The 23,604-nt window shown below is 66.7% G+C and carries 25 protein-coding genes; 7 read left to right on the forward strand and 18 right to left on the reverse strand.

Annotated features, from left to right (window positions below; genetic code table 11):
* The first annotated feature begins 62 nt into the window (after nt 1-62).
* On the forward strand, nt 63-788 hold the full coding sequence (locus EIP75_RS01545; protein WP_125241438.1) for a hypothetical protein: 726 nt from the start codon (nt 63-65) through the stop codon (nt 786-788).
* Here EIP75_RS01545 and EIP75_RS01550 read toward each other — a convergent pair whose 3' ends face one another.
* The 5 genes from EIP75_RS01550 to EIP75_RS01570 all read right to left on the reverse strand — a co-directional run bounded on the left by EIP75_RS01550 (nt 789) and on the right by EIP75_RS01570 (nt 7,089).
* Nucleotides 789-1,187, reverse strand: a complete 399-nt coding sequence (locus tag EIP75_RS01550) for a response regulator (protein WP_158622709.1) — start codon at nt 1,185-1,187, stop codon at nt 789-791.
* A gap of 82 nt (nt 1,188-1,269) precedes the next feature.
* Nucleotides 1,270-2,439 carry a hybrid sensor histidine kinase/response regulator gene (locus EIP75_RS01555; RefSeq protein ID WP_125241440.1) on the reverse strand — a complete coding sequence of 390 codons (1,170 nt, stop codon included), beginning with the start codon at nt 2,437-2,439 and terminating at the stop codon, nt 1,270-1,272.
* Nucleotides 2,436-3,047 (reverse strand): chemotaxis protein CheB, encoded by a 612-nt coding sequence (locus EIP75_RS01560; protein WP_125241441.1) that lies wholly within the window; start codon nt 3,045-3,047, stop codon nt 2,436-2,438. The genes EIP75_RS01555 and EIP75_RS01560 overlap by 4 nt, the downstream gene beginning before the upstream one ends.
* Nucleotides 3,044-3,883, reverse strand: a complete 840-nt coding sequence (locus EIP75_RS01565; protein ID WP_125241442.1) for a CheR family methyltransferase — start codon at nt 3,881-3,883, stop codon at nt 3,044-3,046. The genes EIP75_RS01560 and EIP75_RS01565 overlap by 4 nt, the downstream gene beginning before the upstream one ends.
* A 2-nt stretch (nt 3,884-3,885) precedes the next feature.
* Complete coding sequence (locus tag EIP75_RS01570) at nt 3,886-7,089, reverse strand: response regulator (protein WP_125241443.1); 3,204 nt, start codon at nt 7,087-7,089, stop codon at nt 3,886-3,888.
* Nucleotides 7,090-7,393: 304 nt separating this feature from the next.
* Here EIP75_RS01570 and EIP75_RS01575 point away from each other — a divergent pair, with 304 nt between their 5' ends.
* Entirely contained in the window at nt 7,394-8,191 is a 798-nt protein-coding gene (locus EIP75_RS01575; RefSeq protein ID WP_125241444.1) for an endonuclease/exonuclease/phosphatase family protein, read from the forward strand.
* 56 nt (nt 8,192-8,247) lie between these two features.
* On the opposite strand, the gene EIP75_RS01580 is transcribed toward EIP75_RS01575, so the two are convergent.
* Complete coding sequence (locus EIP75_RS01580; RefSeq protein ID WP_158622710.1) at nt 8,248-8,811, reverse strand: DUF1345 domain-containing protein; 564 nt, start codon at nt 8,809-8,811, stop codon at nt 8,248-8,250.
* A 132-nt stretch (nt 8,812-8,943) separates the two neighbouring features.
* On the opposite strand from EIP75_RS01580, the gene EIP75_RS01585 reads away from it, so the two are divergent.
* The 3 genes from EIP75_RS01585 (at nt 8,944) to EIP75_RS01595 (ending at nt 12,507) form a co-directional block, all read left to right on the forward strand.
* Nucleotides 8,944-9,858 carry a YihY/virulence factor BrkB family protein gene (locus tag EIP75_RS01585; RefSeq protein ID WP_158622711.1) on the forward strand — a complete coding sequence of 305 codons (915 nt, stop codon included), beginning with the start codon at nt 8,944-8,946 and terminating at the stop codon, nt 9,856-9,858.
* A gap of 112 nt (nt 9,859-9,970) precedes the next feature.
* Complete coding sequence (locus EIP75_RS01590; RefSeq protein WP_125241447.1) at nt 9,971-10,468, forward strand: pyridoxamine 5'-phosphate oxidase family protein; 498 nt, start codon at nt 9,971-9,973, stop codon at nt 10,466-10,468.
* The gene (locus EIP75_RS01595; RefSeq protein WP_125241448.1) at nt 10,465-12,507 is read left to right on the forward strand and encodes an AsmA family protein; all 2,043 of its coding nucleotides are present in this window, start codon (nt 10,465-10,467) and stop codon (nt 12,505-12,507) included. The genes EIP75_RS01590 and EIP75_RS01595 overlap by 4 nt, the downstream gene beginning before the upstream one ends.
* A gap of 64 nt (nt 12,508-12,571) precedes the next feature.
* Here the strand turns inward: EIP75_RS01595 and EIP75_RS01600 are convergent, their stop codons facing one another.
* Nucleotides 12,572-12,916, reverse strand: a complete 345-nt coding sequence (locus EIP75_RS01600) for a hypothetical protein (protein WP_125241449.1) — start codon at nt 12,914-12,916, stop codon at nt 12,572-12,574.
* Nucleotides 12,917-13,222: 306 nt separating this feature from the next.
* Between EIP75_RS01600 and EIP75_RS01605 the strand changes: the two genes are divergently transcribed.
* Nucleotides 13,223-13,399: a DUF1328 domain-containing protein gene (locus EIP75_RS01605; RefSeq protein WP_125241450.1), complete on the forward strand. Its 177-nt coding sequence runs from the start codon at nt 13,223-13,225 to the stop codon at nt 13,397-13,399.
* Here EIP75_RS01605 and EIP75_RS01610 read toward each other — a convergent pair.
* From EIP75_RS01610 to EIP75_RS01640, 7 genes are all read right to left on the reverse strand, one after another.
* Nucleotides 13,361-14,023 (reverse strand): PqiC family protein, encoded by a 663-nt coding sequence (locus tag EIP75_RS01610; RefSeq protein WP_125241451.1) that lies wholly within the window; start codon nt 14,021-14,023, stop codon nt 13,361-13,363. The genes EIP75_RS01605 and EIP75_RS01610 overlap by 39 nt on opposite strands.
* 12 nt (nt 14,024-14,035) lie before the next feature.
* Complete coding sequence (locus tag EIP75_RS01615) at nt 14,036-14,992, reverse strand: MlaD family protein (protein ID WP_125241452.1); 957 nt, start codon at nt 14,990-14,992, stop codon at nt 14,036-14,038.
* The gene (locus EIP75_RS01620; protein WP_125241453.1) at nt 14,989-15,744 is read right to left on the reverse strand and encodes an ABC transporter ATP-binding protein; all 756 of its coding nucleotides are present in this window, start codon (nt 15,742-15,744) and stop codon (nt 14,989-14,991) included. The genes EIP75_RS01615 and EIP75_RS01620 overlap by 4 nt, the downstream gene beginning before the upstream one ends.
* Nucleotides 15,745-15,746: 2 nt before the next feature.
* Entirely contained in the window at nt 15,747-16,547 is an 801-nt protein-coding gene (locus tag EIP75_RS01625) for an MlaE family ABC transporter permease (protein WP_125241454.1), read from the reverse strand.
* Nucleotides 16,548-16,556: 9 nt separating this feature from the next.
* Complete coding sequence (locus EIP75_RS01630) at nt 16,557-17,387, reverse strand: putative outer membrane beta-barrel protein (protein WP_125241455.1); 831 nt, start codon at nt 17,385-17,387, stop codon at nt 16,557-16,559.
* 8 nt (nt 17,388-17,395) lie between these two features.
* Entirely contained in the window at nt 17,396-17,980 is a 585-nt protein-coding gene (locus EIP75_RS01635) for a ferritin-like domain-containing protein (RefSeq protein WP_125241456.1), read from the reverse strand.
* A gap of 90 nt (nt 17,981-18,070) precedes the next feature.
* The gene (locus EIP75_RS01640) at nt 18,071-18,268 is read right to left on the reverse strand and encodes a CsbD family protein (RefSeq protein ID WP_125241457.1); all 198 of its coding nucleotides are present in this window, start codon (nt 18,266-18,268) and stop codon (nt 18,071-18,073) included.
* A gap of 273 nt (nt 18,269-18,541) precedes the next feature.
* On the opposite strand from EIP75_RS01640, the gene EIP75_RS01645 reads away from it, so the two are divergent.
* Complete coding sequence (locus tag EIP75_RS01645) at nt 18,542-18,871, forward strand: hypothetical protein (protein ID WP_125241458.1); 330 nt, start codon at nt 18,542-18,544, stop codon at nt 18,869-18,871.
* 25 nt (nt 18,872-18,896) lie between these two features.
* On the opposite strand, the gene EIP75_RS01650 is transcribed toward EIP75_RS01645, so the two are convergent.
* The 4 genes from EIP75_RS01650 to EIP75_RS01665 are packed head-to-tail and all read right to left on the reverse strand — an operon-like array spanning nt 18,897 to nt 23,600.
* Complete coding sequence (locus EIP75_RS01650) at nt 18,897-19,664, reverse strand: transglycosylase domain-containing protein (RefSeq protein WP_199758464.1); 768 nt, start codon at nt 19,662-19,664, stop codon at nt 18,897-18,899.
* 41 nt (nt 19,665-19,705) lie between these two features.
* Nucleotides 19,706-20,605 carry a shikimate dehydrogenase gene (aroE, locus tag EIP75_RS01655; RefSeq protein ID WP_125241459.1) on the reverse strand — a complete coding sequence of 300 codons (900 nt, stop codon included), beginning with the start codon at nt 20,603-20,605 and terminating at the stop codon, nt 19,706-19,708.
* Nucleotides 20,602-21,492, reverse strand: coding sequence for an energy transducer TonB (locus tag EIP75_RS01660; protein WP_125241460.1), 891 nt, complete (start codon nt 21,490-21,492; stop codon nt 20,602-20,604). Before EIP75_RS01660 ends, aroE begins: the two co-directional genes overlap by 4 nt.
* A 38-nt stretch (nt 21,493-21,530) precedes the next feature.
* A complete protein-coding gene (locus EIP75_RS01665) occupies nt 21,531-23,600 on the reverse strand; it encodes a ribonuclease catalytic domain-containing protein (RefSeq protein WP_125241461.1) in 2,070 nt (689 codons plus the stop codon).
* Nucleotides 23,601-23,604 lie beyond the last annotated feature (4 nt).

Below are 23,604 nucleotides of genomic sequence, written 5' to 3' on the forward strand. Positions count from 1 at the left end.
TGGCCACCAGGTCAGCCGCCCTTGTCCGTTGTCATTGATGCCTGGATGGCTGGTGGTTCGCCGTGAGTGTCCCGTTGTCTACCCTGCCCCTTGTACAGCCCTTGATCACCCAGCAGGCCCAGCCGAGTGCCGATTCGGTCAGGCTGGAGGTGTTGCAGCGCGTGGTGCCGTCGATGCGCCACGATTTGATGAACCAGTTGATGGTCATCGAACTGCGCACGACCCTGCTGAAGGCATCGCTGGCACAGCAAGGTGGCGGCAGCGCGGCATCGACGAACGAGGCCGTGAGCGCCTTGTGCGATGACATCCGTGAGGCCATCGATGTGGGCCGTGGCCTGGCCCGCTGGATGCACAGCCTGGAGCCCGTGAGCCTGGACCAGGTGCTCGACGCCTGTAGCGGCTGGGTGGGGCTTGCGTTCAAGTGCCGCGAATTGACGCTGGAGGTCTTGCCCCCATTGCCCAGCCGCGAGCGGCCGGATGCCCCATGGCCCTTTGCCGCCTCGGTGGAGGCCTACTATGGCGTGCTGACGGCGCTGTGGTACTGGTTCGATCACGAGGCCTCCGTGGGCGCGCGGCTTACCGTGCAGGCTGAAGGCGGACGGGGCTGCCGGTGGCGCCTCGAGCCTCCTGAATCGTTGGGTGATCTGGACCCCGCTCAGGGCTGGGAAATGGCGCAGCGCCTGCGCGTCGATGAAGACGGCCTGCATGCCTTGCTGCATGCCCAGGGCTGGGAGATTCAACTCAATGGCCACGAGCTCTGGATCGGCGGCCCGGCATCCGGGCTTTGATCAGTTCAGGCCAGCCGCTGGCGGGCGGGAAAACTGCTTGAACAGCATCAGCACCTCGACCAGATCGCTGCGGTCGGTGCCTTTGTGGATGAACACATCGGCGCCCAGGGACAGGCACTGATCCCGCAGCTTCGGCGACCGCGATTGCGTGTAGACCACGCGCATCGCATCGGGCTGGCGGGTGGCCAACTCATGCAGCACCTGAAGGCCCGAACCTTCACCCAGGCCCAGATCGACAATGGCCAGGTCCACCTTCTGACGCTCGATGATGCGGCTGGCCTGGCTTTGGCCGCTGGCCAGCGCAATGTCGAAGTCCGTGTCCACGAGCCCCAGCAGGACGGTCAACGCCTCCATGGCCTTGGGCTGGTCTTCGACCAGCAGCACGTTCTTGCCCGTCATGGGATGTCCTCCCGGAAGTGGCGGTGGCCCAGTGTCTGCCCAAGCCAGATCGCCCGCTGTCGGCTGCAGGCGCGATCCTGCGTCAGGGCTGCCTGACAAGCTGGGCGGTGGTGGTTCCCAGTGCCTCCGACGGCTCATTGACCGGAGAACGCGGTTGGCGCACCACGAAGGACGTGGTGTCCTCTTCCTCGTTGACGTTCACGTCGATGGTGCCCTCATGGGCCCGCACGAACTGGTGGACGATGTACAGACCCAGGCCCAGCCCCTTGGTTCGCGGCTTGGCCGGGGCGTTCAGGCAGGGCTTGAAGGGCTGGAACAGCTCGGGCAGCTTGTCGGCCGGGATGGTGCCGCGGTTGCTCACTTCGAGCGTGACCATGTGGGGTGTGCGGCCGTCCAGGGTGATCTTGATCGGGCTGCCTGGCACGCCATGGGTCATGGCATTGCCCAGCAGATTCGTCAGCACCTGCTGCCAGCGGTCCAGGTCGATGCGGGCATGCGTGTCGCCCAGGGCCGTGAGCACCAGGCGGCCACTGTCACCCGGGTCGAGTTCCTGCACGGCCTGCTGGGCCAGGGCGGCCAGGTCGTGGCTGCGCAGGGCCAGGGAGAGCTGCCCGCCGCGGATGCGGGACAGGTCAAGCAGCTGTTCGATCATGCGGGCCATGCGGGAGGTGCTGCCCTCCACCCGGTCGAGCAAGGTATTGGCCTGCGGGCCATTGACCGCGTCGCGCAGCAGGCGCACACCCAGGGACATGGCCGTCAGCGGTACGCGCAGATCGTGGGCCAGCACGGCCACGAACATCTCATTGAGCTGCAGGGTTTCGCTCAGGCGGGCGTTCTGCAGCCGGATCTGGCGTTGCTGGCTGTACAGGTCGATGAAGACGTTGACCTTGCTGATCAGCACATGGCTTTCCACCGGCTTGTGCAGGAAATCGACAGCCCCGTATTCATACCCCTGGAACTGGCGCTGCTGGTCGGCGGCGGCCGCGGTGACGAACATCAAGGGGATGTGGCGGGTGCTGTCGCGGCCACGGATCAGTTCGGCCAGCTCGAAGCCGTCCATGTCGGGCATGTGCACATCAAGCAGGGCCACGGCCACCTCGTGCAGCAGCAGCAACTCCAGGGCTTCCACGCCTGAGGCCGCCTTGATGACGCGCACGCCGGGCCGGGCCAGCAGGGCTTCCATGGCCAGCAGGTTCTGGACCAGATCGTCCACCACGAGGACATTGACGTCCAGATCAGTGTCCGTGTTCATCGCGGCTCCTTGCTTGTGCTCGAGCGTTCGACATCGAAAATCCGGCACAACGCCGGGGCCATCCGCTGCAGTGGCATCACGGTGCTGGAAGGCACCGTGTCCTGCACCGCCGCGGGCATGAGGCTGGCCTCGGCCGAGCCAGGATCTTGCACCCAGATGGGCGCACCGGCAAGCGCCAGCGCCTGTGCGCCGCGCGCGCCATCGCGGCTGGCACCCGACAGTACCACGCCCACCATGGGCAGCCCGGGCCGGGCCGCGGCGGCCGATTCGAACAGCACATCGATGGAGGGGCGCGAGAAGTTCACGGCCTCGTCCACCGACAATGAAAAGTGGAGCTCGTCGCCGCCAGTCTCCACCATCAGGTGGTAGTTGGGGGGGGCCACGTAGATGGTGCCCGCAGCGATGGTTTCCTTGTCGTCGGGTTCTCGCACCGGCAACGCGCACAAGGGCGACAGCAGCTCGACCAGCAGGCTGGGTTTGTCTGGCGGCAGGTGCAGCAGCACGATCACCGCCACGCGCAGGCCGGCGTGCAGGCCGGGCAGCACCGCCATCAGGGCCTGCACGCCGCCGGTGGAGGCGCCGATGAGCACCAGTCCGTCGGGGCTCATGGCCGCCTCCGGTAGAGGCGTTCTTCCGCCTGCCAGGGCTCGAACACATGTTCGTGGGCCCCGAAGCGCAGGGTTTCCTTGCTGCCCAGCCCCAGAAAGCCACGCGGCACCAGCGCGTCGCGGAACAGGCCCACGGCGCGGTCCTGCAGTGCGCGGTCGAAATAGATCAGCACATTGCGGCACGACACCAGGTGCATCTCGGAGAACACATGGTCGGTGGCCAGGCTGTGGTCGGCGAAGACGATGTGCTTCTTGAGCTGACGGTCGAATACGATCGCCTCGTAGCCGGCCGTGTAGTAATCGGACAGCGAGCCCGTGCCGCCGGCCTGCAGGTAGTTGCGGCTGAACTGCGCGGCGCGCTCGATGGGGTAGACGCCGGCCTCGGCCGTCTTGAGCGACTGGGCGTTGATGTCGGTGGCGTAGACCAGGCTGCGGTCCAGCAGTCCGGTCTCACGCAGCAGGATGGCCATCGACCAGACTTCCTCGCCGGTGCTGCAGCCGGCCACCCACACCTTGATGGACGGGTAGGTCTGCAGCAGCGGCACCACGGCTTCGCGCAGGGCCCGGAAATAGCCAGGGTCGCGGAACAGGTCGCTCACCTGCACGGTGAAGTACTGCAGCATCTGTGCGAACAGCTCGGGTTCGCGCAGCACGCGTGACTGCAGGCTCGAGAGCGTGTCGCAGCCGTGGCGCTCCATGGCCAGCACCAGGCGCCGGCGCAGCGAGGCCATGGAGTACTGGCGGAAATCGTAGTGGTACTGCTGGAACACCCCTTCCAGGAACAGCCGGATCTCCAGGTCCAGCAGCGGGGCGGGCGCCAGCGAGTTTGTGCCCATGGTCAGCGCCCCATCCACACACGGCACAGCGACACCAGGCGGTCGACATCGATGGGCTTGGCGATGTAATCGTCGGCGCCCGCGTCCAGGCATTCCTGGCGGTCATCGGCCATGGCCTTGGCCGTGAGCGCGATGATGGGCAGCTGGGCCCATCGGGCCTGTGCGCGGATGTGCCGCATCGCGGTCAGGCCGTCCATCTCCGGCATCATGATGTCCATCAGCACCAGGTCCACCGCGTCGAGCTGGGCGAGCTGCGACAGGGCTTCGCGGCCGTCCCGGGCGATCTTGAGCGTGGCGCCCAGCGGCTCAAGCACCTTGGACAGCGCGAAGATGTTGCGGACGTCGTCTTCCACCAGCAGGATCACTCGTCCCTCGAAGGCCGCATCGCGCTGGCGGGCCTGGCGCAGCAGCAGCTGCTGGTCGGTGGGCAGCGTGCTTTCGACGCTGTGCAGGAACAGCGTCACCTCGTCGAGCAGGCGCTCGGGCGAGCGGGCTCCCTTGACGATGATCGATCTGGAGTGGCGGCGCAGGCGTTGTTCTTCGTCGCGCGTGAGGGCCCGGCCGGTGTAGACGATGACGGGCGGAAAGCCGCCATCGAGCCCTTCGGACATGCGGTCGAGCAGGTCGTCGCCCGTGCCGTCGGGCAGGGTCAGGTCCATTACCATGCAGTCGAAGGTGCTGGCGCGCAGGTGCTCCAGCGCCCCGGCCACCGTGCCGGTCTTGACGACCTTCACCTCGTCGTTGCCCAGCAGCAGGCCGATGTTGTCGCGCAGCACCGGGTCGTCCTCGACCACCAGCACGTGTTTGATGCGCGATTGAAGGCGCTCCTGCAGCTTGCGCACGGCACCCACGATGTCCTCGCGTGCCACGGGCTTGACGGCATGGCCGATGGCGCCCAGCTGCAGGCTGAGGTTGGAGCGGTCGTGCAGCGAAACCATGTGCACGGGGATGTGGCGCGTGTGGGATGAACGTTTGAGCTGCTCCAGCACCGTCAGGCCGGACTGGTCGGGCAGGCCGATGTCCAGCAGGATGCCGCAGGGCTTGAGCTCGTGCGCCATGATCAGCGCCTCCTGCCCGGTGGTGGCCACCACGCATTCGAAATCCAGTTCCCCCACGAGATCGCTGAGTACGCGGGCGAACTTGTCGTCGTCTTCCACGGCCAGGATCAGCTTGCGCGCTGGCTCGGCGGGCCGGGATGTGCCGGTATCGCCCTCTGGCTGGCTGGCCAGCGGTGCAGCCACCGCGATGTCGCCATGGGCCGGCTGCGCTGCCGTCGAGCCGGTCTTGGGCATCGAACGCGCGTGCGACAGCGGGGCGCGGGTCTGGGCCGGCAGGGCATAGGGATCGGCCTGGGTTCGCGGTGCGGTGGGCGCCGGCAGCACGTCGGGGGCCACGGGCGTGGCAGGGGTGAGCGTGCGGGGCAGCAGCAAGGTGAAGGTGCTGCCTTCGCCCGGGGCGCTCTGCACGGTAATCTCGCCCCCCAGCAGGTGCGCCAGCTCACGGGAGATCGACAGCCCCAGGCCCGTGCCGCCGAAGCGCCTGCTGGTGGTGCCGTCGGCCTGGCGGAAGGCCTCGAAGATGATCTCCTGCTGCTCGGGCGCGATGCCCATGCCGGTGTCGCGCACCCAGAAGGCCAGCCGCTCGCCGGCATCGCTGCGCAGTCCCAGCTCGACACCGCCGTGCGCGGTGAACTTCAGCGCGTTGGAGAGCAGGTTCTTGAGCACCTGTTCCAGCCGCTGCACGTCGGTGATCAATGAGGCAGGCGCCTGCGGTGCGCGCACCGTTTCCAGGCTGAGGCCTTTTTCGGTGGCCAGGGGCTTGAACAGCGCGATCAGGCGCTCGAACAGGGCGTCGGTGGTGAGCAGCTCGGGGTGGATCTCGACGTGGCCGGCTTCGATCTTGGACAGGTCCAGGATGTCGTTGATCAGGCTGAGCAGGTCGTTGTTGGCGGCATGGATGGTCTGCGCGTAGCTGACTTGTTCAGACGACAGGTTGCCCTGCTTGTTGTCGAACAGGATCTTGGAGAGGATCAGCGAGCTGTTGAGGGGCGTGCGCAGCTCGTGCGACATGTTGGCCAGGAACTCGGACTTGTACTGGCTGGCCTGGGCCAGGCGGCGCGCATTGAGCTCGATCGCCTGATGGGCCAGCAGCAAGTCTCGCTTCTGGCGCTCCAGGTGCTGGGTCTGCTCTTCCAGGCGCACGTTGGTCTGCTCCAGCTCCACCTGCTGCTCTTCCAGCCGCGACTGGCTTTCCTGCAGCACGCGGCTCTGCTCTTCCAGCTCTTCGTTGGACACGCGCAGCTCTTCCTGCTGCACCTGCAGCTCCTCGCTCTGGCGCTGTGTCTGGTTCAGCAGTTCCAGCAGGCGTTCGCGGTACAGCGCAGTGCGCATGGCCATGCCCACCGTTTCGGACACGGCTTGCATCAAGGCCAGCAGCTCATCATCGGTGGGGTCGTCATCGAGCAGGGCCAGCTCCAACACGCCGTTGACGCGCTGATCGGCGGTGAGCGGGCTGCTCACCACGCGGCGGGGGTGCAGTTCGGTCAGCCCGGAACGCAAGGTGAGCGCGTGGTCTTTCGTGGATTGGACCAGCATCGGGCGGGCATCGCGTGCCACCTGGCCGTTGATGCCCTGGCCCAGGCGCAAGGTCGCCGGTGCGGCTGAGTCAGCGGTGTCGTGCGCGCGAGAGGCCTCCAGCACCAGTTGTTCTTCATCCAGCCGATAGACCAGCCCCAGCGGTGCAGACAGATAGCCGCACAGCGAATCCAGGGCGTTCTGGGCGCTCTGCTGGACGGTCAGGTCACCCAGCAAGGCTTCGGCCACCCGGGCACGGCCCTGCTCCACCCACATCAGGCGGCGGATTTGCTGGCGCGACAGCAGGGTGGCGCGCACCACGAAGGCCAGCCCCCACAGCGCGAGGGTTCCGCAGGTGCGGTTCGCGGCGGCGGAGGACTGGTCCATGCCGGGTGGCGACTGCCAGAAACCGATCACCATGAAGATGGTGGTCACCACGGCCGCCGCCAAAGGGAGGTTGGCCCGGGATTGCAGCAGGCACAGCCCGATGGGCAGCAGGTAGAACACCCATTCCGTCATGCCCAGCGGCGTGAGCAGATCGATCCACAGGATGGCGGCGATCGACACGGCGATCACGAATCCGACCCAGGGAGGATCCTGTCGCCCCTGGGGGCGGCTGGCTGACTTGGACATTCCGGAGTGGCACCAGGGCCCTGTAACGACGCGAGGGACCGACCGGAGACCGTTCGCTGACATTGGAACGGATGTTTGATCGGGGCGAAAGCTGCGCGATGGTACCCAGCACCAACAGCCTCACTTCGTCAGGTGTGTCGGATTGTTCTGTAGGGGGATGCTGACAAGGGTTTCAGCCGATGCCGCACACGGCGCTGTCAGCACCGGCCGACAGGGGGTTCAGTGGCGGACGACAGCCTGCGAGCCAGGTGCTCGTTAAGGTGACACCACTAGTATCACTGCCTGCTCTGGGCCGACATCAGCCATGTACCGAGACCCTTCCAGTGAGCCGGTGAGCCGGCCGCGCGGCACCGGTGGTGCGGACACCCCGCTGACCGTGCTGACCTTGAACCTGCACAAGGGCTTCACTGCGATGAACCGGCATTTCGTGCTGCCGGCCCTCAAGGCGGCGGTGCAGCACTGCGATGCAGACATCGTCTTCCTTCAGGAGGTGCTGGGCCAGCACGACACCCATGCGCAGCGTGTGCATGGCTGGCCTGCGCAGTCGCAGTACGAATACCTGGCGGATTCGATCTGGCGAGACTTTGCCTATGGCCGCAATGCGGTGTATCCGCAAGGCCACCACGGCAATGCCGTGCTCTCCAAGTTCCCGATCGTGGCCTGGCGCAACCAGGACGTGTCGGTGCACACCATCGAGAAGCGCGGCCTGCTGCATGGCGAGCTGGATTGGAAGACCCGTGGCAAGACGCTTCACGTGATCTGCGCCCACCTGGGCCTGCTGGAAAGCCAGCGCCAGGAGCAGATCCGCCGACTGGTGGCCTTGATCAACGAGCGCGTGCCGCCCGACGCGCCGCTGATCGTTGCTGGCGACCTGAACGATTGGCGCCAGCGCGGTCACCCGGCGCTGCTGCGTGCAGGCCTGCGTGAGGTGCACCACACCCTGCGGGGCCGCCTGGCACGCACCTTCCCTGCGCGCATGCCCGTGCTGCCGCTGGACCGCGTCTACGTTCGCCACCTGGAGCCCGTGTCGGTGAAGGTGCTGTCGCAGGCTCCCTGGAACCGCTTGTCGGACCATGCAGCGGTGCTGGCGGAGGTGGCCTGATGTGCAATGGAGCCTGCCAGAACCTGTGTGGTCCGGGCCGCGCACCGCGCGAGGTGTCAGGGCCGCAGCAGGGATGCGCCGATGTTGACCGTCAAAGCCAGCAGGGTGGTGTTGAACACGAAGGACACCACCGCGTGCGCCAGCACCAGGCCGCGCATGCGTGTGGTGGCCACGCCCACGTCGGAGGTCTGGGAGGTGGCGCCGATGGTGAACGAGAAGTACAGAAAATCCACATACACCGGCGTCTGCCGTCCGGAGAAGTCGAGCGGCGCGCCCTGGGTGTTGTGGCGCCCATGCGCGACGATGTAGTAGCGGTGGGCGTAGTGCAGCGCGAAGGCGGTGTGGATGACCAGCCAGGCTGTGGAAATGCTGGCACCGGCCAGCACCATCGTGAGCAGGTCGGGTTGAGCGCTGCGTCCGGAGCCCGCCAGTTCCATCACCACCGCGCCGATGCTGGCACCCGCAGCCAGCACGATCAGCAGCAGGATCACGGCGGCTCCCTCGTCTTCGTGCCGGGCCCGCTGCTCGATGGACGCGTTGTCCGCCGTGAGCATCAAGGCCATTCCCTGCACCAGGTATACCGCGCCAAAGGTGCACCAGGCGATCAGGAGTCGGCGCACGGGATCCCCGCTGCCTTGTGTCGCGCACCAGACGGCCCCGCCCAGACCGATGGACAGCCACAGCCGTCGGCGGGTCCACAGTAAGCGGCCGGCAGCATGGCCAGCCAACCAACGGGGGACGGGGGAGTAGGCATGGAACAGCTTCCGGATCAGGGACTTCATACCGTGGCGGGCGGGCCTGTGGCGCCTGCCGAGAAATTGGGCAAGCCCACAGTATGGGGTGTCCTGCGTGATGCGGCCCTGGCCTGGATCGATCACCGCAACATCGGCACCGCCGCCGCGCTCGCCTACTACGCCGCCTTCTCGATGGCCCCGGTGCTGGTGATCGCGGTGACGCTGTCCGGCGTGTTCTATGGCCGGGAGAGCGTCGAGGGGCATGTGGTGGCCCAGTTCAGGGACCTGCTGGGCCAGTCAGGCGCCGAGCTGCTCCAGAAGATGATCCAGGCGAGCTATCTCTCGCCCAGCAGCTGGCAGGCCGGACTGATCGGGCTGGGCGGCATGTTGATCGGCGCCACGGCGCTGTTCGCCGAACTGTCGGCGGCCTTCGGTCGCATCTTCGGCACCCAGCGCACCTACCGCTATGCCTGGATGAGCGCCGTGATGGAACGGCTCAAGGGCCTGACCCTGGTGGTAGGCATCGGCTTTTTGCTGGTGGCCTCCCTGCTGGCCAGTGCGGGCCTGATGGCCGTGGGCGAATGGGTGGCGCGCTGGTCGCGGGCAGAAGCGGTGCTGCTGAGCGTGATGCAGGCGGGTGTGTCCTTGCTGATGCTGTCGCTGCTCTTCGGCATGATGCTGCGCCTGATGGCGCCGGTGAAGCTGGCGCGCCTCACCGTGGCGGCGGGGGCCCTGACCACCGCTGTGCTGTTCGAGGTGGGCAAATGGGCTCTGGGGCTGTACCTGGGGCAGGGGGCGGTGGGGTCGGTGTTCGGCGCCGCTGGCACGCTGGCTGTCTTGCTGGTGTGGCTGAACTATGTCGCGATGGTGCTGTTGTTCGGCGTCGAGCTCACCTACCAGTTCTACCGCTACCAGGATGAGCTGTTCCGCTGATGCCGGCGCCATGTCAGTCTCTGCTGACGCGCACACGCGCCATGTGCTGATGGCATCACGGGGATGAGTGGCGCAATCTGGGGCTGTCTTTTTTCATACCCCAGGAGAAGCCATGAAAGTGCATGACCAGACCCATCCCGCCATGAAGAAGGTGGCCGACCTGATCGAGGACATGAACGTCTGCATGATCACCGCAGTGGACAGCCACCACCTCGCCAGCCGCCCCATGAGCCCGATCCTGCTGGACAAGGATGGCGCGCTCTGGTTCCTGACCAGCGCCTCGGCCATGGAGGGTGTGCGGCTCGAATCGCTCACCGCGGCATTCTCGAATGAGTCGGATGCCAGCTATGTGTCCATGGAAGGCAGCGCCTACCTGATCGACGACACGCCGACCAAGGAACACCTGTGGTCATCGTTCGCCAAGCCCTGGTTCCCTGACGGCCCGGAAAGCCCGGACCTGCGCGCCTTGAAGTTCGTGCCCCGCAGCGTGGACTACTGGGATTCGCCTTCGAGCAAAGTGGTCCGCATGTTCGCGATCGCCGCGTCGGTGATCGCCGGCAAGCCGGTGGGCCTGGGGGAACATGAACATCTGGCACTGGGTGGACGATGAGTGACCAGCCTTCAAGGTCTGCGTTAGATCCCGCCCAACCCACGTCCAGGCGCCGCCTGCACTTGGGCTGGTGGGTGGGTGGCCTGGTGATCGTCGGCGTGGTGGGCGGCATCGCCTATGGAGAGCACCGGGCATGGCCATGGTTGTCAGCGCCTACCGAGCGCCTGTTGTCAGGCGCGCTGCACCGCGATGTGAGCTTCGGCCAGACCGCTGGGCAAGGCCAGGCTCGGGTGCGTCTGTTGGGCGGCATCCGCGTCTGGGCCGATGAACTGCGCATTGGTTCCCCCCAGTGGAGCAAAGCGCCTTTCATGGTGTCTGCCGAGGGGGCCTATCTGCAGTTGGCCTACCACGACCTGTGGCGGGCCTACCGTGGCAGGCCTGTGCTGGTCGAGCAACTGCGTGCGCGCCAGCTCACGGCCTGGCTGGAGAGAACCGCGGACAACCGTGCCTCCTGGCAGTTCGGCCCACCCCGCACCAGCAAACCGGATGCGCCCTCGCTGTTCGATGGCCTGCATTTCGACGTGCTCCAGCTCGCGCAGGGCGAAGTGCATTACAAGGATGCCCTGCTGGCGCTGGACTCCCGGACAGACGTCTCGCTCAGTGTGCGCGATGCGCGGCGTGCCGGGCCTGTCGAGGGAGATGTGCCCGAAGGTCTGCGTGCGAAGACCCAAGGCAGCTACAACCGCTTCCCCTTGCGGGCTTCGCTCACGTCCGGTCAACTGGCGCCATGGCTGCTGGGCGGCGAGGGCCGCATGGCCTGGCCCATCGATTTCCACCTGAACGTGGGCCAGGCGCGTCTTGACTTCACCGGATCGGTGGACCAGCTCAGTGCCGAGGCCGATGTGCTGGGGACGTTCAAGGCGCGTGGGCCTTCGCTTGCGGCCATGGGTGAGCCCCTGGGCGTGACATTGCCCACCACGGGCACGTTCGACATGCGTGGTAATGTGCGCCACCAGGGCCTTCGCACCTTCGTGGTGGTCAAGGGCGCCGAGATCGGGTCGAGCCGCCTGCGCGGCGAGTTCGCCTTTGACCGTCGTGAGCGGGTGCCGATGCTGTCCGGGCGCCTGGGCGGATCTCGCCTGGCGCTGGCGGATCTGGGCCCGGCCGTCGGGGTGCCGACGGATGGCCAGCCTGCGTCCAGCCGCAACGAAGATGCCCGCGTGCTGCCGGATCGCAAGTTCGATCTGCCGTCGCTGGCCGCGATGAACGCCAATGTTCTGATCGATATCGCGCAGATGGACTTGGGCTCGGAGACCCTGGCACCGTTGGAGCCGCTCAAAGGCCACCTGGTGCTGGACTCGTCCGTGCTCACCATCAGTGATCTGCAGGCCCGCACGGCCCAGGGCGAGTTGACCGGCCGCCTGGCCCTGGACGGGACGCAGAAGACCAAGGCCTTGTGGAACGCCGATCTGTCGGTCAACAACGTGGTGATCGAGAACTGGATCAAGGCGCTCAAGCCCGAAGGGCGGCCGCCTTATCTCACAGGGCGCATCAATGGGCGGGCGTTGGTCAAAGGTGAAGGCCAGTCCACGGCAGCCATCCTGGGTTCGCTCACCGGGCCGGTGCAGGTTCGCCTTCGCGACGGCACCATCTCACACCTGGCGGTGGAAGGCGCCGGCATCGATGTGGCGCAACTGCTGGGCGTGCTGATCAAAGGCGACGAATCGCTGGCCGTGCCCTGTGCGCGGGCTGACATCAAGGCCTTCAACGGCATGCTCACGCCGGAGCTGTTCGTGTTGAACACCACCGATTCCAGCGTGTGGGTGCAGGGTGCCATTTCGCTCAAGGACGAGCGCATGGACCTGCAGGCCCGGGTGGCGCCCAAGGATTTCAGCGTACTGACTCTGCGTACACCGGTGCTGGTGAAGGGGCCGTTGAACGATCCCAAGGTGTCCATCAAGGCCTCGGCGCTGCTGCCGCGGGTGGCGGGGGCCGTGGCCCTCGGCTTCCTGAACCCGGTTGCTGCCATCGTGCCGCTGATCGATCCGGGCAACAAGGACATCGCCCGACAGGCGGACATGGCCTGCGAATCCAGTTGACGCGCCAGCCACACTCATGAAAAAGGCCGCCCCACATGGGCGGCCTTTTCAACGTGCGACGCCGTCAGGCGGTGTGCACGCGCATCAGCGGTGTCAGCACGCCGTTGATGCGCGTACGCACCTCCAGCCAAGGGTGCTTGCGGTGGGCCAGGTGGCGGCGAACGGCTTCTGCAGCGGCATGCAGCAGTCCCTGGCGGGTGGGTTGTCCTCCGCGGCACAGGCCACGCGGAATCACCAGGGCGATCTCTTGCGGACGCTGTGGGCGGTCGGCCACGGCCAGCATGCAAGGCACCACCACCACCTTGTGGTTGGCCAGGCTCACTTCCACGTCATGGGTTTGTTCGGGGTGCTCCTCGGGGTCTTCCGTGGCCAGAACTTCGTCCAGCTCCTTGATCGTCATGATCTTCATCGCATGTACCTCGTTATCGTTGTGTCGCTCTTTCGGCATGGAGGTCATGCTAAGGATCCGTGATCGGGGCGTCTGTCGTCCTGGCCTGTTTGCCGTGTAGGCGGCGGCCGACCCCGGACATGGGGGAGGTAGATCTTCAGCCCCGACCTCCCCCGGCCCGGCCGTGCGTCAGGCAGCCCTCACACGGTGATCAGGGAGCGCTGGCGCGCTGCGGGGGCACGGCCCGACGGCGATGCTGTGGTCCGGCAGGCACCATGGAGACCACGGGGCGCCCACTTGGCAGGCGCCTATAGAAAGGACCTGATCATGTTGAAATGGGCACTGATTTTTGCGCTGATCGCCGTCGTGGCCGGTCTACTGGGCTTCACCGGCGTGGCGGCGGGTGCCGCCTCGATCGCCAAGATCCTGTTCGGTATCTTCCTGGTGCTGGCGCTGGTGGTGCTGCTACTGGCCGTTCTTGGCGTCAAGGCGTTCAGTCGCTGACTGAGCGGGCAGCAAAGGCACATCGCGGACCACCAGGTCGGCGATGGCCTTCATCAGGCCGGCCATCGCGTCGGTCTGCGCAGCGGCCAGGGTGCCGCTGCCTTTGCTTTGCAGGGGCTGGCTGCTGGTTCGCAGCACCTGGCCCTCTGCGCCGATCAAGGTCCACTGCGCCCAGGCCGTGAGGATCTGGCTGGCGCGGTCATAGTCCATCGGTGACAGGCTCACCAGCAGCCGCACGGGCCGGCGCGATGCACCTTCACAGCGCAGCGGGCACAAGCGCCAGGGGGCGGGCAAAGCGCTCTCCAGCTCGATCGACAGGTTGCGTGTCAGGCCCACCTCGACCCGCTCGGCCCAAACGGTGTTCTCCCATGATTTGACATCGCCGCCATCGCGGTAACGCACGGCGCGCGACTGCCAGTATTCGGGGATGTCCAGCCGGCCGACCTGCAGCCATCGGGTGTCAGGGCCTGCCCCGCCGGCGGCGGTCTGTGGCAGCGCAGGCGTGGGCAAGGCCAGCAGGTGCTGCTCGGGTGCGCTGCTGGCGCAGCCCACCAGGGCCATCATGGCTGTCACGGCCAGGGCCAGGATCGGGCGGCGTGAGGATGGGGCAAGGTGCTTGAGCATGGAAAGGTCTCCTCAGCGGCGTCCGAAGATCAGGGCATTGGGCTGGTTCTCGAGCAGTTCCGCCACCTGGCGCAGGCTGCGCGCCGTCTGCGACAGATCGCGCAGGGTGGACTCGAGGTCTTCTCGGGGGGGCGATCCGGGCGCGGACAGTTCCGAGAACGACTGCATGCCGACCTCGACCGAGCGGGCCGCATCGCGCGTGGAAGACAGCGTGCGCGCGATGTCGGGCTGGGTGGCGGCCACCAGGCTGTTGGTGGTGTCCGACAGCCGTTGCACGGACGCCAGCGTGGCATTGGCCTGGGTGCCCACGGTCTGGAGTGTGCGGTCGGTGTTGCGCAGAATCTGCTGCGCGGCCAGCGAGGCTTGGCGCCAGTCTTCGCCGGCCTGTTTCATCACCTTCTGCGCCTCTGCCGAAGTGCTCTGAAGGGCTGCCAGGGTGCTGCGCAGATCGCCCACGGTGTCTTTCAGGGGCAGTTCGGTGATCTGGGCGACGAGATCATCAAATGCCCCCTTGACGACGGGGATCTCGACGCTCTTGCTGTCCTTGTCGCCCACCAGGGCCAGCGGGGTCTGTGGGTCGAAATCCAGGTCGATCAAGGCCTGACCCGTGACCAGGCTCTGCTGTGCCAGGCGGGCGCGCAGGCCGCGCTGCACCAGTTGGCCCAGGTCCATCGTGTCGCCGCCACTCATCTGCAACAGCTTGGAGGTGATGAACAGCTGCACGGGCACGCGTGTGACCAGGCTGTTCGGGTCAAGCTCGATGCCGATGGCATCGACCTGCCCGATGGGCACGCCACGGAAGGTGACGGGCGCCCCCACGTACAGGCCCTTGACGCTGTTGGTGAAGTACACCACCGCGCGCGTGCGCTGTTCGAACAGGCGGTTGCCGCCCAGGAAGGTGATGGCCAGAGCCCCGAGGGCCAGAGAGACCAGCACGAACAGGCCGATCATCAGGGCGTTGCGTTTCATGATGAAGGCTCCTGGCGCGCCAGGAAGGCGCGCACGGTGGGGTGGGTGTCGGAGGCTGCCTTGAGATCGGCAGGCTTGCCGCGCGCGATCGGTCGTTTGCTGTCGGCATCCAGAAAGATGCCGTCGTCGGCGATGGACAGCAGGCTTTCCAGCTCGTGGCTGACGATCAGCACGGCGGCGCCGGTGCGGTCGCGCAGGTCGGTGATCAGGCGGTCCAGGCGCACCGAGCTGATCGGGTCCAGCCCGGCGGAAGGCTCATCGAAGAACAGGAAATCAGGCTCGCCGGCGATGGCGCGCGCCAGACCGGCGCGTTTCTTCATGCCGCCGCTGAGGTCGGAAGGGCGCTTGTCGGCAGCATCCTGCATGTCCACCCACGACAGCAGTTCCATCGCGCGCTCGCGGCGCTCGGCGCTGCCCAGGTCAGGTGATTTGAGCTCCAGCGGCACCATGACGTTGTCGACCACGCTCATGGACGTCCACAAGGCGGCGCTCTGGAACAGCACGCCGAAGCGCTGGCGGATGTGGCGCTGGGCGCTCTCGGGTTCGGCCCAGTAGTCCTGATCGTCCACCAGCACCTGGCCCTCGAAGGGGCGCAGCAGGCCGATCATGTGCTTGAGCAAGGTGCTCTTGCCGCAGCCGCTGCCCCCCATGATGGCGAAGATGGTGCCGGACTCGACCGAGAGCTCAATGCCTTCCTGGATCAGCTTGTCGCCGAAGCGCATGGTGAGGTTCTTGACGTCCAGCCGGCTCATGCTCAGATGTCCAGTGCGTTGGCGCACACTGCAAAGATGGCGTCGAGCGCGATCACGCCGACGATGCCAGCGACCACGGCCTTGGTGGTGGCGCGCCCCACCCCGGCGGCATCCCGGCTGGCGTTCATGCCGGCGTAGCAGCCGCCGATGGCGATCAGGATGCCGAAGACGACGGTCTTGCTGATGCCCAGGGCCACGTAGCTCAGCGGGCTGGCCAGCAGGGCGCGGTCGAAATAGGCCTGTGGGTTGATGTCGAGCATGGTGGTGCCCACGGCCATGCCGCCCAGCAAGGCCGCCACGCAGCCGTACACATACAGCAGCGGCATCATCACCAGCAGCGACAGCACACGCGGCAGCACCAGATAGCCGATCGGATCGAGCCCCAGCACGCGCAAGGCGTCGATCTCTTCATTGGCCTGCATGGTGGCCAGCTCAGCTGCGAAGGATGCTGCGGTGCGCCCGGAGATCACTACCGCGGTGATCACGGCCGCCATCTCGCGCGTGACGGCGATGCTGACCAAATCGGCCACGTAGATGCCGGCGCCGAACTTGACCAGCTGCACCGCGCCGACGAAGGCCAGGATGGCCCCCACCAGCGCGTTGACGATCAGCACGATGGGCAAGGCCTGCGCGCTGGCTTCGTTCAGCACGCGCAGCAGGTCAGGCTTGCGGAACTGCCAGCCGCGCGCGGCGCGGCCACTGGCCAGCAGCACCTCCCCCAGAAAGGCCACGGGCAGCAGCCACGCCTTGAGGCGTGACTGCAGTTCGGTCTTGAGGGAAGAAGGGGCCGCCAGTCTGGGCATGGCCCTATTTTAGAAGCGCATCCGCAGGTAAACCGCGGGACCGTCCAGTTCAAGCCTCACTCGGGCCGTGGACGCGTCGTCCTTCTGCTTCAGGCGGATCCGGGTGGAGGCGTATTCGGCGCCCACGCCGATGTTCTTCCAGGGGAACCATTCCGCACCGATGGCGGCGTTGGTGATGGTGCCCGACAGGTCGTCGCCATTCTTACGCACACCCGACAGATCGGCGTAGATGCGGACCTGGTCGCTCACCTGTGTCCGCCAGCCCAGGGTCACCAGCGGTGCCCAGCCCGATTCATCGGTGCGCTGGATGGTGTCGTAGGTGAGGGGGCCCACGCCGACCGAGGCGCGCAAGGTGGCGTCGAGCTTGTAGTACGCGGCACCCAGGCCCAGGCCGAAGATGTTCTTGTTGCTCGAATCACCGAACCACCAGCGGTACGAGAAGTTGCCGATGTCCAGCGTGGTGTCGGCGGCCACGCGGCCGGTGGCCGTGTAGTTGACGCCACCGAAGGAGAAGGGACGCTCGATGCTGCGCGAGCTGTCGTCTTTGACGCGGAAGTAATCCACCGAGAAGCCCTGGCTGTCCATGATCAGCCAGTCCAGGCGGGCGCGCTGCACCGTCTTCTGGCCCGACAGGAACTGCTGGTCACCCGTGTCGACGTTGTTGCCAGGATCGCGCACCGAGGCGAAGCCATCGATGTCGGCGCGGTAGCCGCCCAGCCAGATGCTGACGCGGTCGAGCGCGGGTGAAGGTTCCGCGTGGGCGATCCGGGGAGCCAGGCTCCACAGAGCCGAGGCGGCGATGACAGCGGATGTGAAGATGAATTTTTGATTTGATTTCACGATAGGCCTCATGATTCGAGCATGTCCTTGAGTTCGTCGGCGTGTTCCTCTTCGACGCTGAGGATGGACTCCAGCATGCGTCGGGTGGTGGGATCCTTGTCCCCGATCAGGGCAACCATCTGGCGGTAGCTTTCGATGGCCACGCGCTCGGCCACCAGGTTGGCCCGCACCATCGCCTGCAGGTCGGTCGAGGTGTCATAGTCGGCGTGGCTGCGCTCGAGCATGCCCACAGGGTTGAAGTCAGGCTCACCCCCGAGCTGGATGATGCGTTCGGCGATTTGGTCGGCATGGCCGGCCTCTTCGTTGGCGTGCACCATGAACTCTTCGGCGATCTTGGGCGAGGCCAGGCCGTGCGCGGTGAAGTGGTGGCGCTTGTAGCGCAGCACGCAGATCAGCTCGGTGGCGAGGGCGCCATTGAGCAAGCGCACGATCTCGTCGCGCCAAGGGCCGTAGCTGGGGGTGATGGCGCCGTCGTCGATGCCCTGGCGGGCGGCTTCGATGGCGTCTTCGTCCAGCGTCAGGGAATGCAGCGCAGGGTTGGCCTGAGGCTGTCCCTGTGCTGGCGTCGACGTTCGGGGGGCTGGGTGAGACATCTCACTCTCCTGATGGGCTGCAGATGGTTGCTGTCGGGGTGGTTCGGGAAGCGCGGCCGTGGGGACGGACGGGGCCGGGCTTTCCGGGGGTCAGTGGTTGGAGGTCCAGCTGTCCACCTGGCGCTCGGCTTCATCCTTGGCCACGCCATAGCGCTCCTGGATGCGGCCGACCAACTGCTCACGGCGGCCTTCGATCTTGTCGAAGTCGTCGTCGGTCAGCTGGCCCCATTGTTCCTGCACCTTGCCTTTGAGTTGCTTCCAATTGCCTTGTACGCGATCCCAGTTCATGGCCTGTTCCTTTGGTTGAAGTGATTGATCGGGGGTGTCCCGTCAGGTGAAACCTGCTCGGGCGTTCGAATGCACTGTAGGAACACGCCTTCGGAACGTCTGTAGTCAAGTGATGAAGCTGGCGTCAGCAAGCGCTGACGCTTCGTTACGCGTCAGACGCGCCTGACACAGCTTTCGGCGCCCGCCGTCTGCGCAAGCGGGGCACATTGGTGAACCATTCAGCCCATGCCGTGAAAGCACTGCCCGAGCCCACCCGACGAGAAGGACACCACCATGAGCGCTGCACCTACCTGGAGCCTGAAGGCCCCCGCCACGCCTGACGACGATGCGTCGCTCATGCCCTACCTGTTCTACACGCTGCTGCTGGCCCTGTGGATCACGCTGCTGGCGGTGTTCTACGGCGTGATGTCGGACACGGTGAACCGCGCCGAGCAGCGCCATCGCGACACGGTGGACCGTACGCTGGCCCTGAGCCGCTGCGAATGGAAGATCGGGGGGGAGGCGCGGGCCGCCTGCCGCGCACAGTTCGCCTCGCCCATGCAGGCAGAGCTGCCCAACCTCTCGTCTGACGTCGAGCCTTCGCTGAACCTGGCCTACCGCTGACGGGTGGCTCGCGGCCCTGGGGTGCTCAGGGCAGTTCGACCGCCCGCAGGCGCGCGGCAATCATGTTCGAACGCAGGCGCAGATAGCCCGAGCCGGGGTTCTTCTCGAAGCGCTTGGGTGCCGGCAGCATCACGGCCAGCCGGGCCGCCTGCAGCGGCGACAGCTGAGAGGCCGAGATGTGGAAGTAGTGGCGTGATGCGGCCTCGATGCCGAACACACCTTCGCCCCATTCCACATTGTTCAGGTAGATCTCCAGGATCCGCTCCTTGCCCAGCATGCCTTCGAGCATGAAGGTGAGCATGATCTCCTGGCCCTTGCGCAGAAAGCTGCGCTCGCTGGACAGGAACAGGTTCTTGGCCAGTTGCTGGGTGATGGTGGAGCCACCGATCACCTTGGGCGTGGCGTTGAGGGCCGAAGGCATCTCAGGCGCCGGGCGGCCACGGGCCTGGGCGCGGCTGGCGGCACGCTGGTAGCGCTCCATGGCCTTTTGCTTCTGGCTTTCCAGGCGCTGTTGTGCTTTGCTGTTCTTCTGCCAGGCCTTCTCCAGCGCATCCCACTCCACACCGTTGTGGTCCACGAAGCCTGCGTCTTCCGAGGCGATCACGGCGCGCTTGATGGACGGGCTGATCTGTGCGGCCGGCAGCCATGACTGGGACCAGAGGATGCGGCCTTGCTCTCGCAACAGGCGCGACATCTCGCTGCGCTGGAAGGCGGTTGATTGCGGATCGATCACGGCCATGGCACCGATGCGTGCCGCGAAGTACAGCTGCAGGCACACGCCCGACAGCACCATCAGGGCCACGATGCGCCAGGCTTGTCGGCCGATCGAAGGCTTCACCGGGTGGCCTCCGGCGTGAGGCTGTCCACCTCGGCGCGCAGCTGCGCCAGCACCGGGCGGGTATCAGGCCGCACGCCACGCCAGAGCGCGAAGCTCTCAGCCGCCTGTTCCACCAGCATGCCCAGGCCGTCACGGGCCATGGCGCCTTGCGCGCGCGCCCAGTCCAGGAAAGGCTGGGCGGCGGGGCCATACATCATGTCCAGCGCCAGGGATCCGGGCTTGAGCGCCTGGGCGCCCACGGGCACCTCGCCACCGCCCAGGCTGGCGGCAGTGCCGTTGATCAGCACGTCGAAGCCTTCACCTGCGTCGGTCAGGGCGCGGGCCTGCAGGGCGACGCCGTGCTGGGTCGCCCAGGCTTGGTGGCGCTCGACGAGGGCACGGGCCTTGTCCACGGTGCGGTTGGCCAGCACCAGTTCGCGGGGACGCTGTTCGATCAAGGGGCCCAGCACACCCGCGCTGGCACCACCGGCGCCCAGCAGCAGCACGCGCCGACCCTGCAGGGGCACGCCCGCATTGGCGGTGATGTCGCGCACCAGTCCTACGCCGTCGGTGTTGTCGGCCAGCCAACCGCCGTCGGCCTCGCTGTCGAAGCGCAGGGTGTTGGCCGCGTGGGCCAGCACGGCGCGCGGGGTGTGGCGCGCGGCCATCTCGAACGCTTCGAACTTGAAGGGCACGGTGACGTTGCAGCCGCGGGCGCCCTGCTGCACGAACTCGGTCAAGGTGGCCTTGAACCCGTCCAGCGGGCACAGCAGGCGCCCGTAGTCCAGCGTCTGGCCGGTCTGTGCGGCGAACAGCGCATGGATGCTGGGGGAGCGGCTGTGGGCGACCGGGTTGCCGGCCACAGCGTAGCGGTCCAAGCCCCGGGCGTCGGACGGGGTGCTGGCGGGAGCGTTCATGGCGTGGGCGTGGCCTGCGTGGCCGTGGTCGTGGCTTCCATGCCGGCGTCGCGGGTGAAGCGAAAGCGCGAAGAGATCAGCAGCAGGTCATGGCCGGCGCGCACGTCGTCGGGCACGACGCCGAAGGGGCCGGCATTGCGCACGATGGCGGCGGCGCGTTTGTCCAGCCGCTTGTTGCCCGAGCTGCGCGTGACGATCGCATCGACCACGCGGCCCTGCCGGTCCAGCCAGACTTCCATGACCAGATCGCCGTAGAGCTTGCGGCCGCTTTCGGTGGGAAAGTGCGTGGTGCCGGCGCGCTCGACCTGCGTGCGGAACTGGCTGTAGTACAGCGCATCGGCCGACTTGAGCGTGGCCGGGCTGAGGTAGCGCTTCTTGGGGCGTGCGTTCTCTTCGCGGATGCGTTTGTCGATCTCGGCCAGCAGTTCGGTCAGCTGGCGGCGCTTTTCGCGGTCGGAGCGGTTGTCACTGGCCTGGTTGGGTGCGCGCGGCTGTGGTGGAGGCAGGGCGGCCAGTTCATCCTGGATCTGGGTGAGCAGGCGCTGCTGCTCGATCTGCATGTTCTCGATCATGCGCCGCTCGGCGTCCAGCGAATCGCCCAGTTCGCTCTGCGGCGAGGGCGGCAGCGGCGAGGTGGCCCGGCCGCTGTCGGCATCGCCGCCGCCGGCCAGGTTGGCCTGGGCCAGCGCCTGTGCCTTGTCAGGCTTCTGCTCGCTGGCCGCGTTGACCAGGATCACTTCCAGCGGCGTGTCCTTGAAGACGCGGTTGAAGCCTTCCGGATCGACGAAGCGCACCGTGAACAGGGCGGCGTGCAGGGCCACCGACACCGCGAGTGTCTTTTGCAGCAGGCTGAAGTTGCCGAGGGCAGACAGGAGCTTGTTGGGCATGGTGTCCGGAAGGCGGGGCGGGCCGCTGGGGTGTCGTGTCAGGCGCCGGATCCTGGGGCCTCGGTGGCGGATGCGTCGGCATCCGTCACGTCGATGGCCAGGGTCAGCGGTCCTGCATTGTCCAGCACCTCGTCCTCGCTTTCGGCCTCGGGATCACCCTGGGCCGGCGCAGCCGCATCGTCCAGGCGGGTGAGCAGGCTGGCGTGCACATCCAGCGTGAGTTCGTCGATGCCCGTGACGCGCACGCGCACCTTGGCGTTGCGTGGCAGGCTCTCGCAGCCCAGGGCCTTGAAGACCAGGGGCAGGCTGTCTGCGCGCACCAGGCCGTTCATCATCACGGCGCAGTCGAGCTCGGTGACGCCCTGCTGCTGCAGGTGTTTCAGCGTCCAGTAGCGCTCCAGGCTGGACTGGAAGCCGTTGTAGGCGCTGTAGGCCGCATCGAAGTTGGAGATGATGGCGAAGAGCTCGGCATCCTTGGGCTTGAAGGGGGCGGCCAGGGCGGCGGTGCGCCCGTGGCGCGCGCAGGCCACGATCTGCCACTGGTTGACCAGATCGACATAGCGGCGCAGCGGCGAGGTGGCCCAGGTGTACTGCGCCACGCCCATGCCGGCGTGCGGCATGGCCTTGGTGCCCATGCGCACCTTGATGCCGGGCTGCAGGCTGGCCTGGCTGCGGTAGATGCCGGGCACGCCGTGCTCGTGCAGCCAGCCGCCCCAGGTGCTGTTGGCCAGGATCATGGCCTCGGCCACGATCAGGTCCAGTGGGGCGCCGCGCTTGCGCGTGCCGATCACCACCTGCTCGTGGCCGGTGGGCTCCAGGCGGTCCTCGGTGGTGTTCTCGCTGCCGTCGGGCTCGACCAGCTTGAAGGTGTAGTCGGGTCGGTTGAAGGTCTCGGGCTTGCCGCGCACCACTTCGCGCTGGGCTTTCAGGTGCCTGGCCAAACGGAAGGCAAAAGCCAGTTCAGGAGCAAAGTCGTAGCCGGCCGGAGCCTGGCCGGTCAGGCTGGCCTCGGTGATGGTGTCGTCGAGCTGGTCATGGCGCAGGTTGGCGGCGATGGGCACGCGTTCCAGCCTGGTTTCGCTGGCCTTGCGTTCGAGCGTGGCCTCGTCGAAGGTGACATACAGCGACACGGCAGGGCAGTCGCGGCCGGCCTGCAGGGTGTAGCTCTGCACCACCTCGTCGGGCAGCATGGTGATCTTGTGGCCCGGCATGTACACGGTGGACAGGCGCCCACGCGCCACGCCATCGATCGGCGTGCCCGGCGCGATGGCCAGGCTGGGCGCTGCGATGTGGATGCCGTAGGTGACCGTGCCGGTGCCCAGGCCCTGCACAGACAGCGCGTCGTCGATCTCGGTGGTGGCCGAGTCGTCGATGGAGAAGGCCTTCACGGGCGCCAGGGGCAGCTCGTCCTTGATCGGGGGCGCTTCCAGCGCCGGGAAGCCCGTGCCCTTGGGGAAATGCTCGAACAGGAAGCGCTTCCAGTGGAACTGGTAGGGGCTGTCGATGGCGCCGGCGTCCTTCAGCAGGTCCAGCGGGGCGCGCTGGGTGGCCTTGGCCGCTTCGACCACGGCCTTGTACTCGGGGCCGTTCTTGTCGGGCTTGAACAGGATCTTGTAGAGCTGTTCCTTGATGGCGGGCGGGCAGGTGCCTTCACCGAGCTCACGCGCCCACTGCTCGATCTGCAGGGCCTGCTGCTTCTTGCGCTCGATGGCCACCAGGGCCTGCTTGAGGATGTCCTCGGGGGCCTTGCGGAAACGGCCCTTGCCGCGGCGGTGGAAGTAGTGCGGCGTCTCGAACAGGCGCATCAGCATGGCGGCCTGCTGCACGGGCGTGGCGGTGTCGCCAAAGTACTCGTTGGCCAGTTCGTCGAACCCGAAATCTTCTTCGGGGGCGACCTCCCAGACCAGGTCGACGTCGATCTCGGCCGCCATGGCGGGTGCCTGCCCCATCACCTCGGCGGGCGAGGGCTTGGCAAACTTGATCAGCACGTTGGCGGCTTTCACCTTGACGCGCTTGCCCGAATCCAGCTCGATCTGCATCGAACTGTCGGCTTCGGACATCACGCGGCCGGCGAGGAACTTGCCAGCGTCATCAAAAAGGGCAAACATCAAA

The sequence above is a fragment of the Aquabacterium soli genome (genome assembly GCF_003933735.1).
Lineage (GTDB): Bacteria > Pseudomonadota > Gammaproteobacteria > Burkholderiales > Burkholderiaceae_C > Aquabacterium > Aquabacterium soli.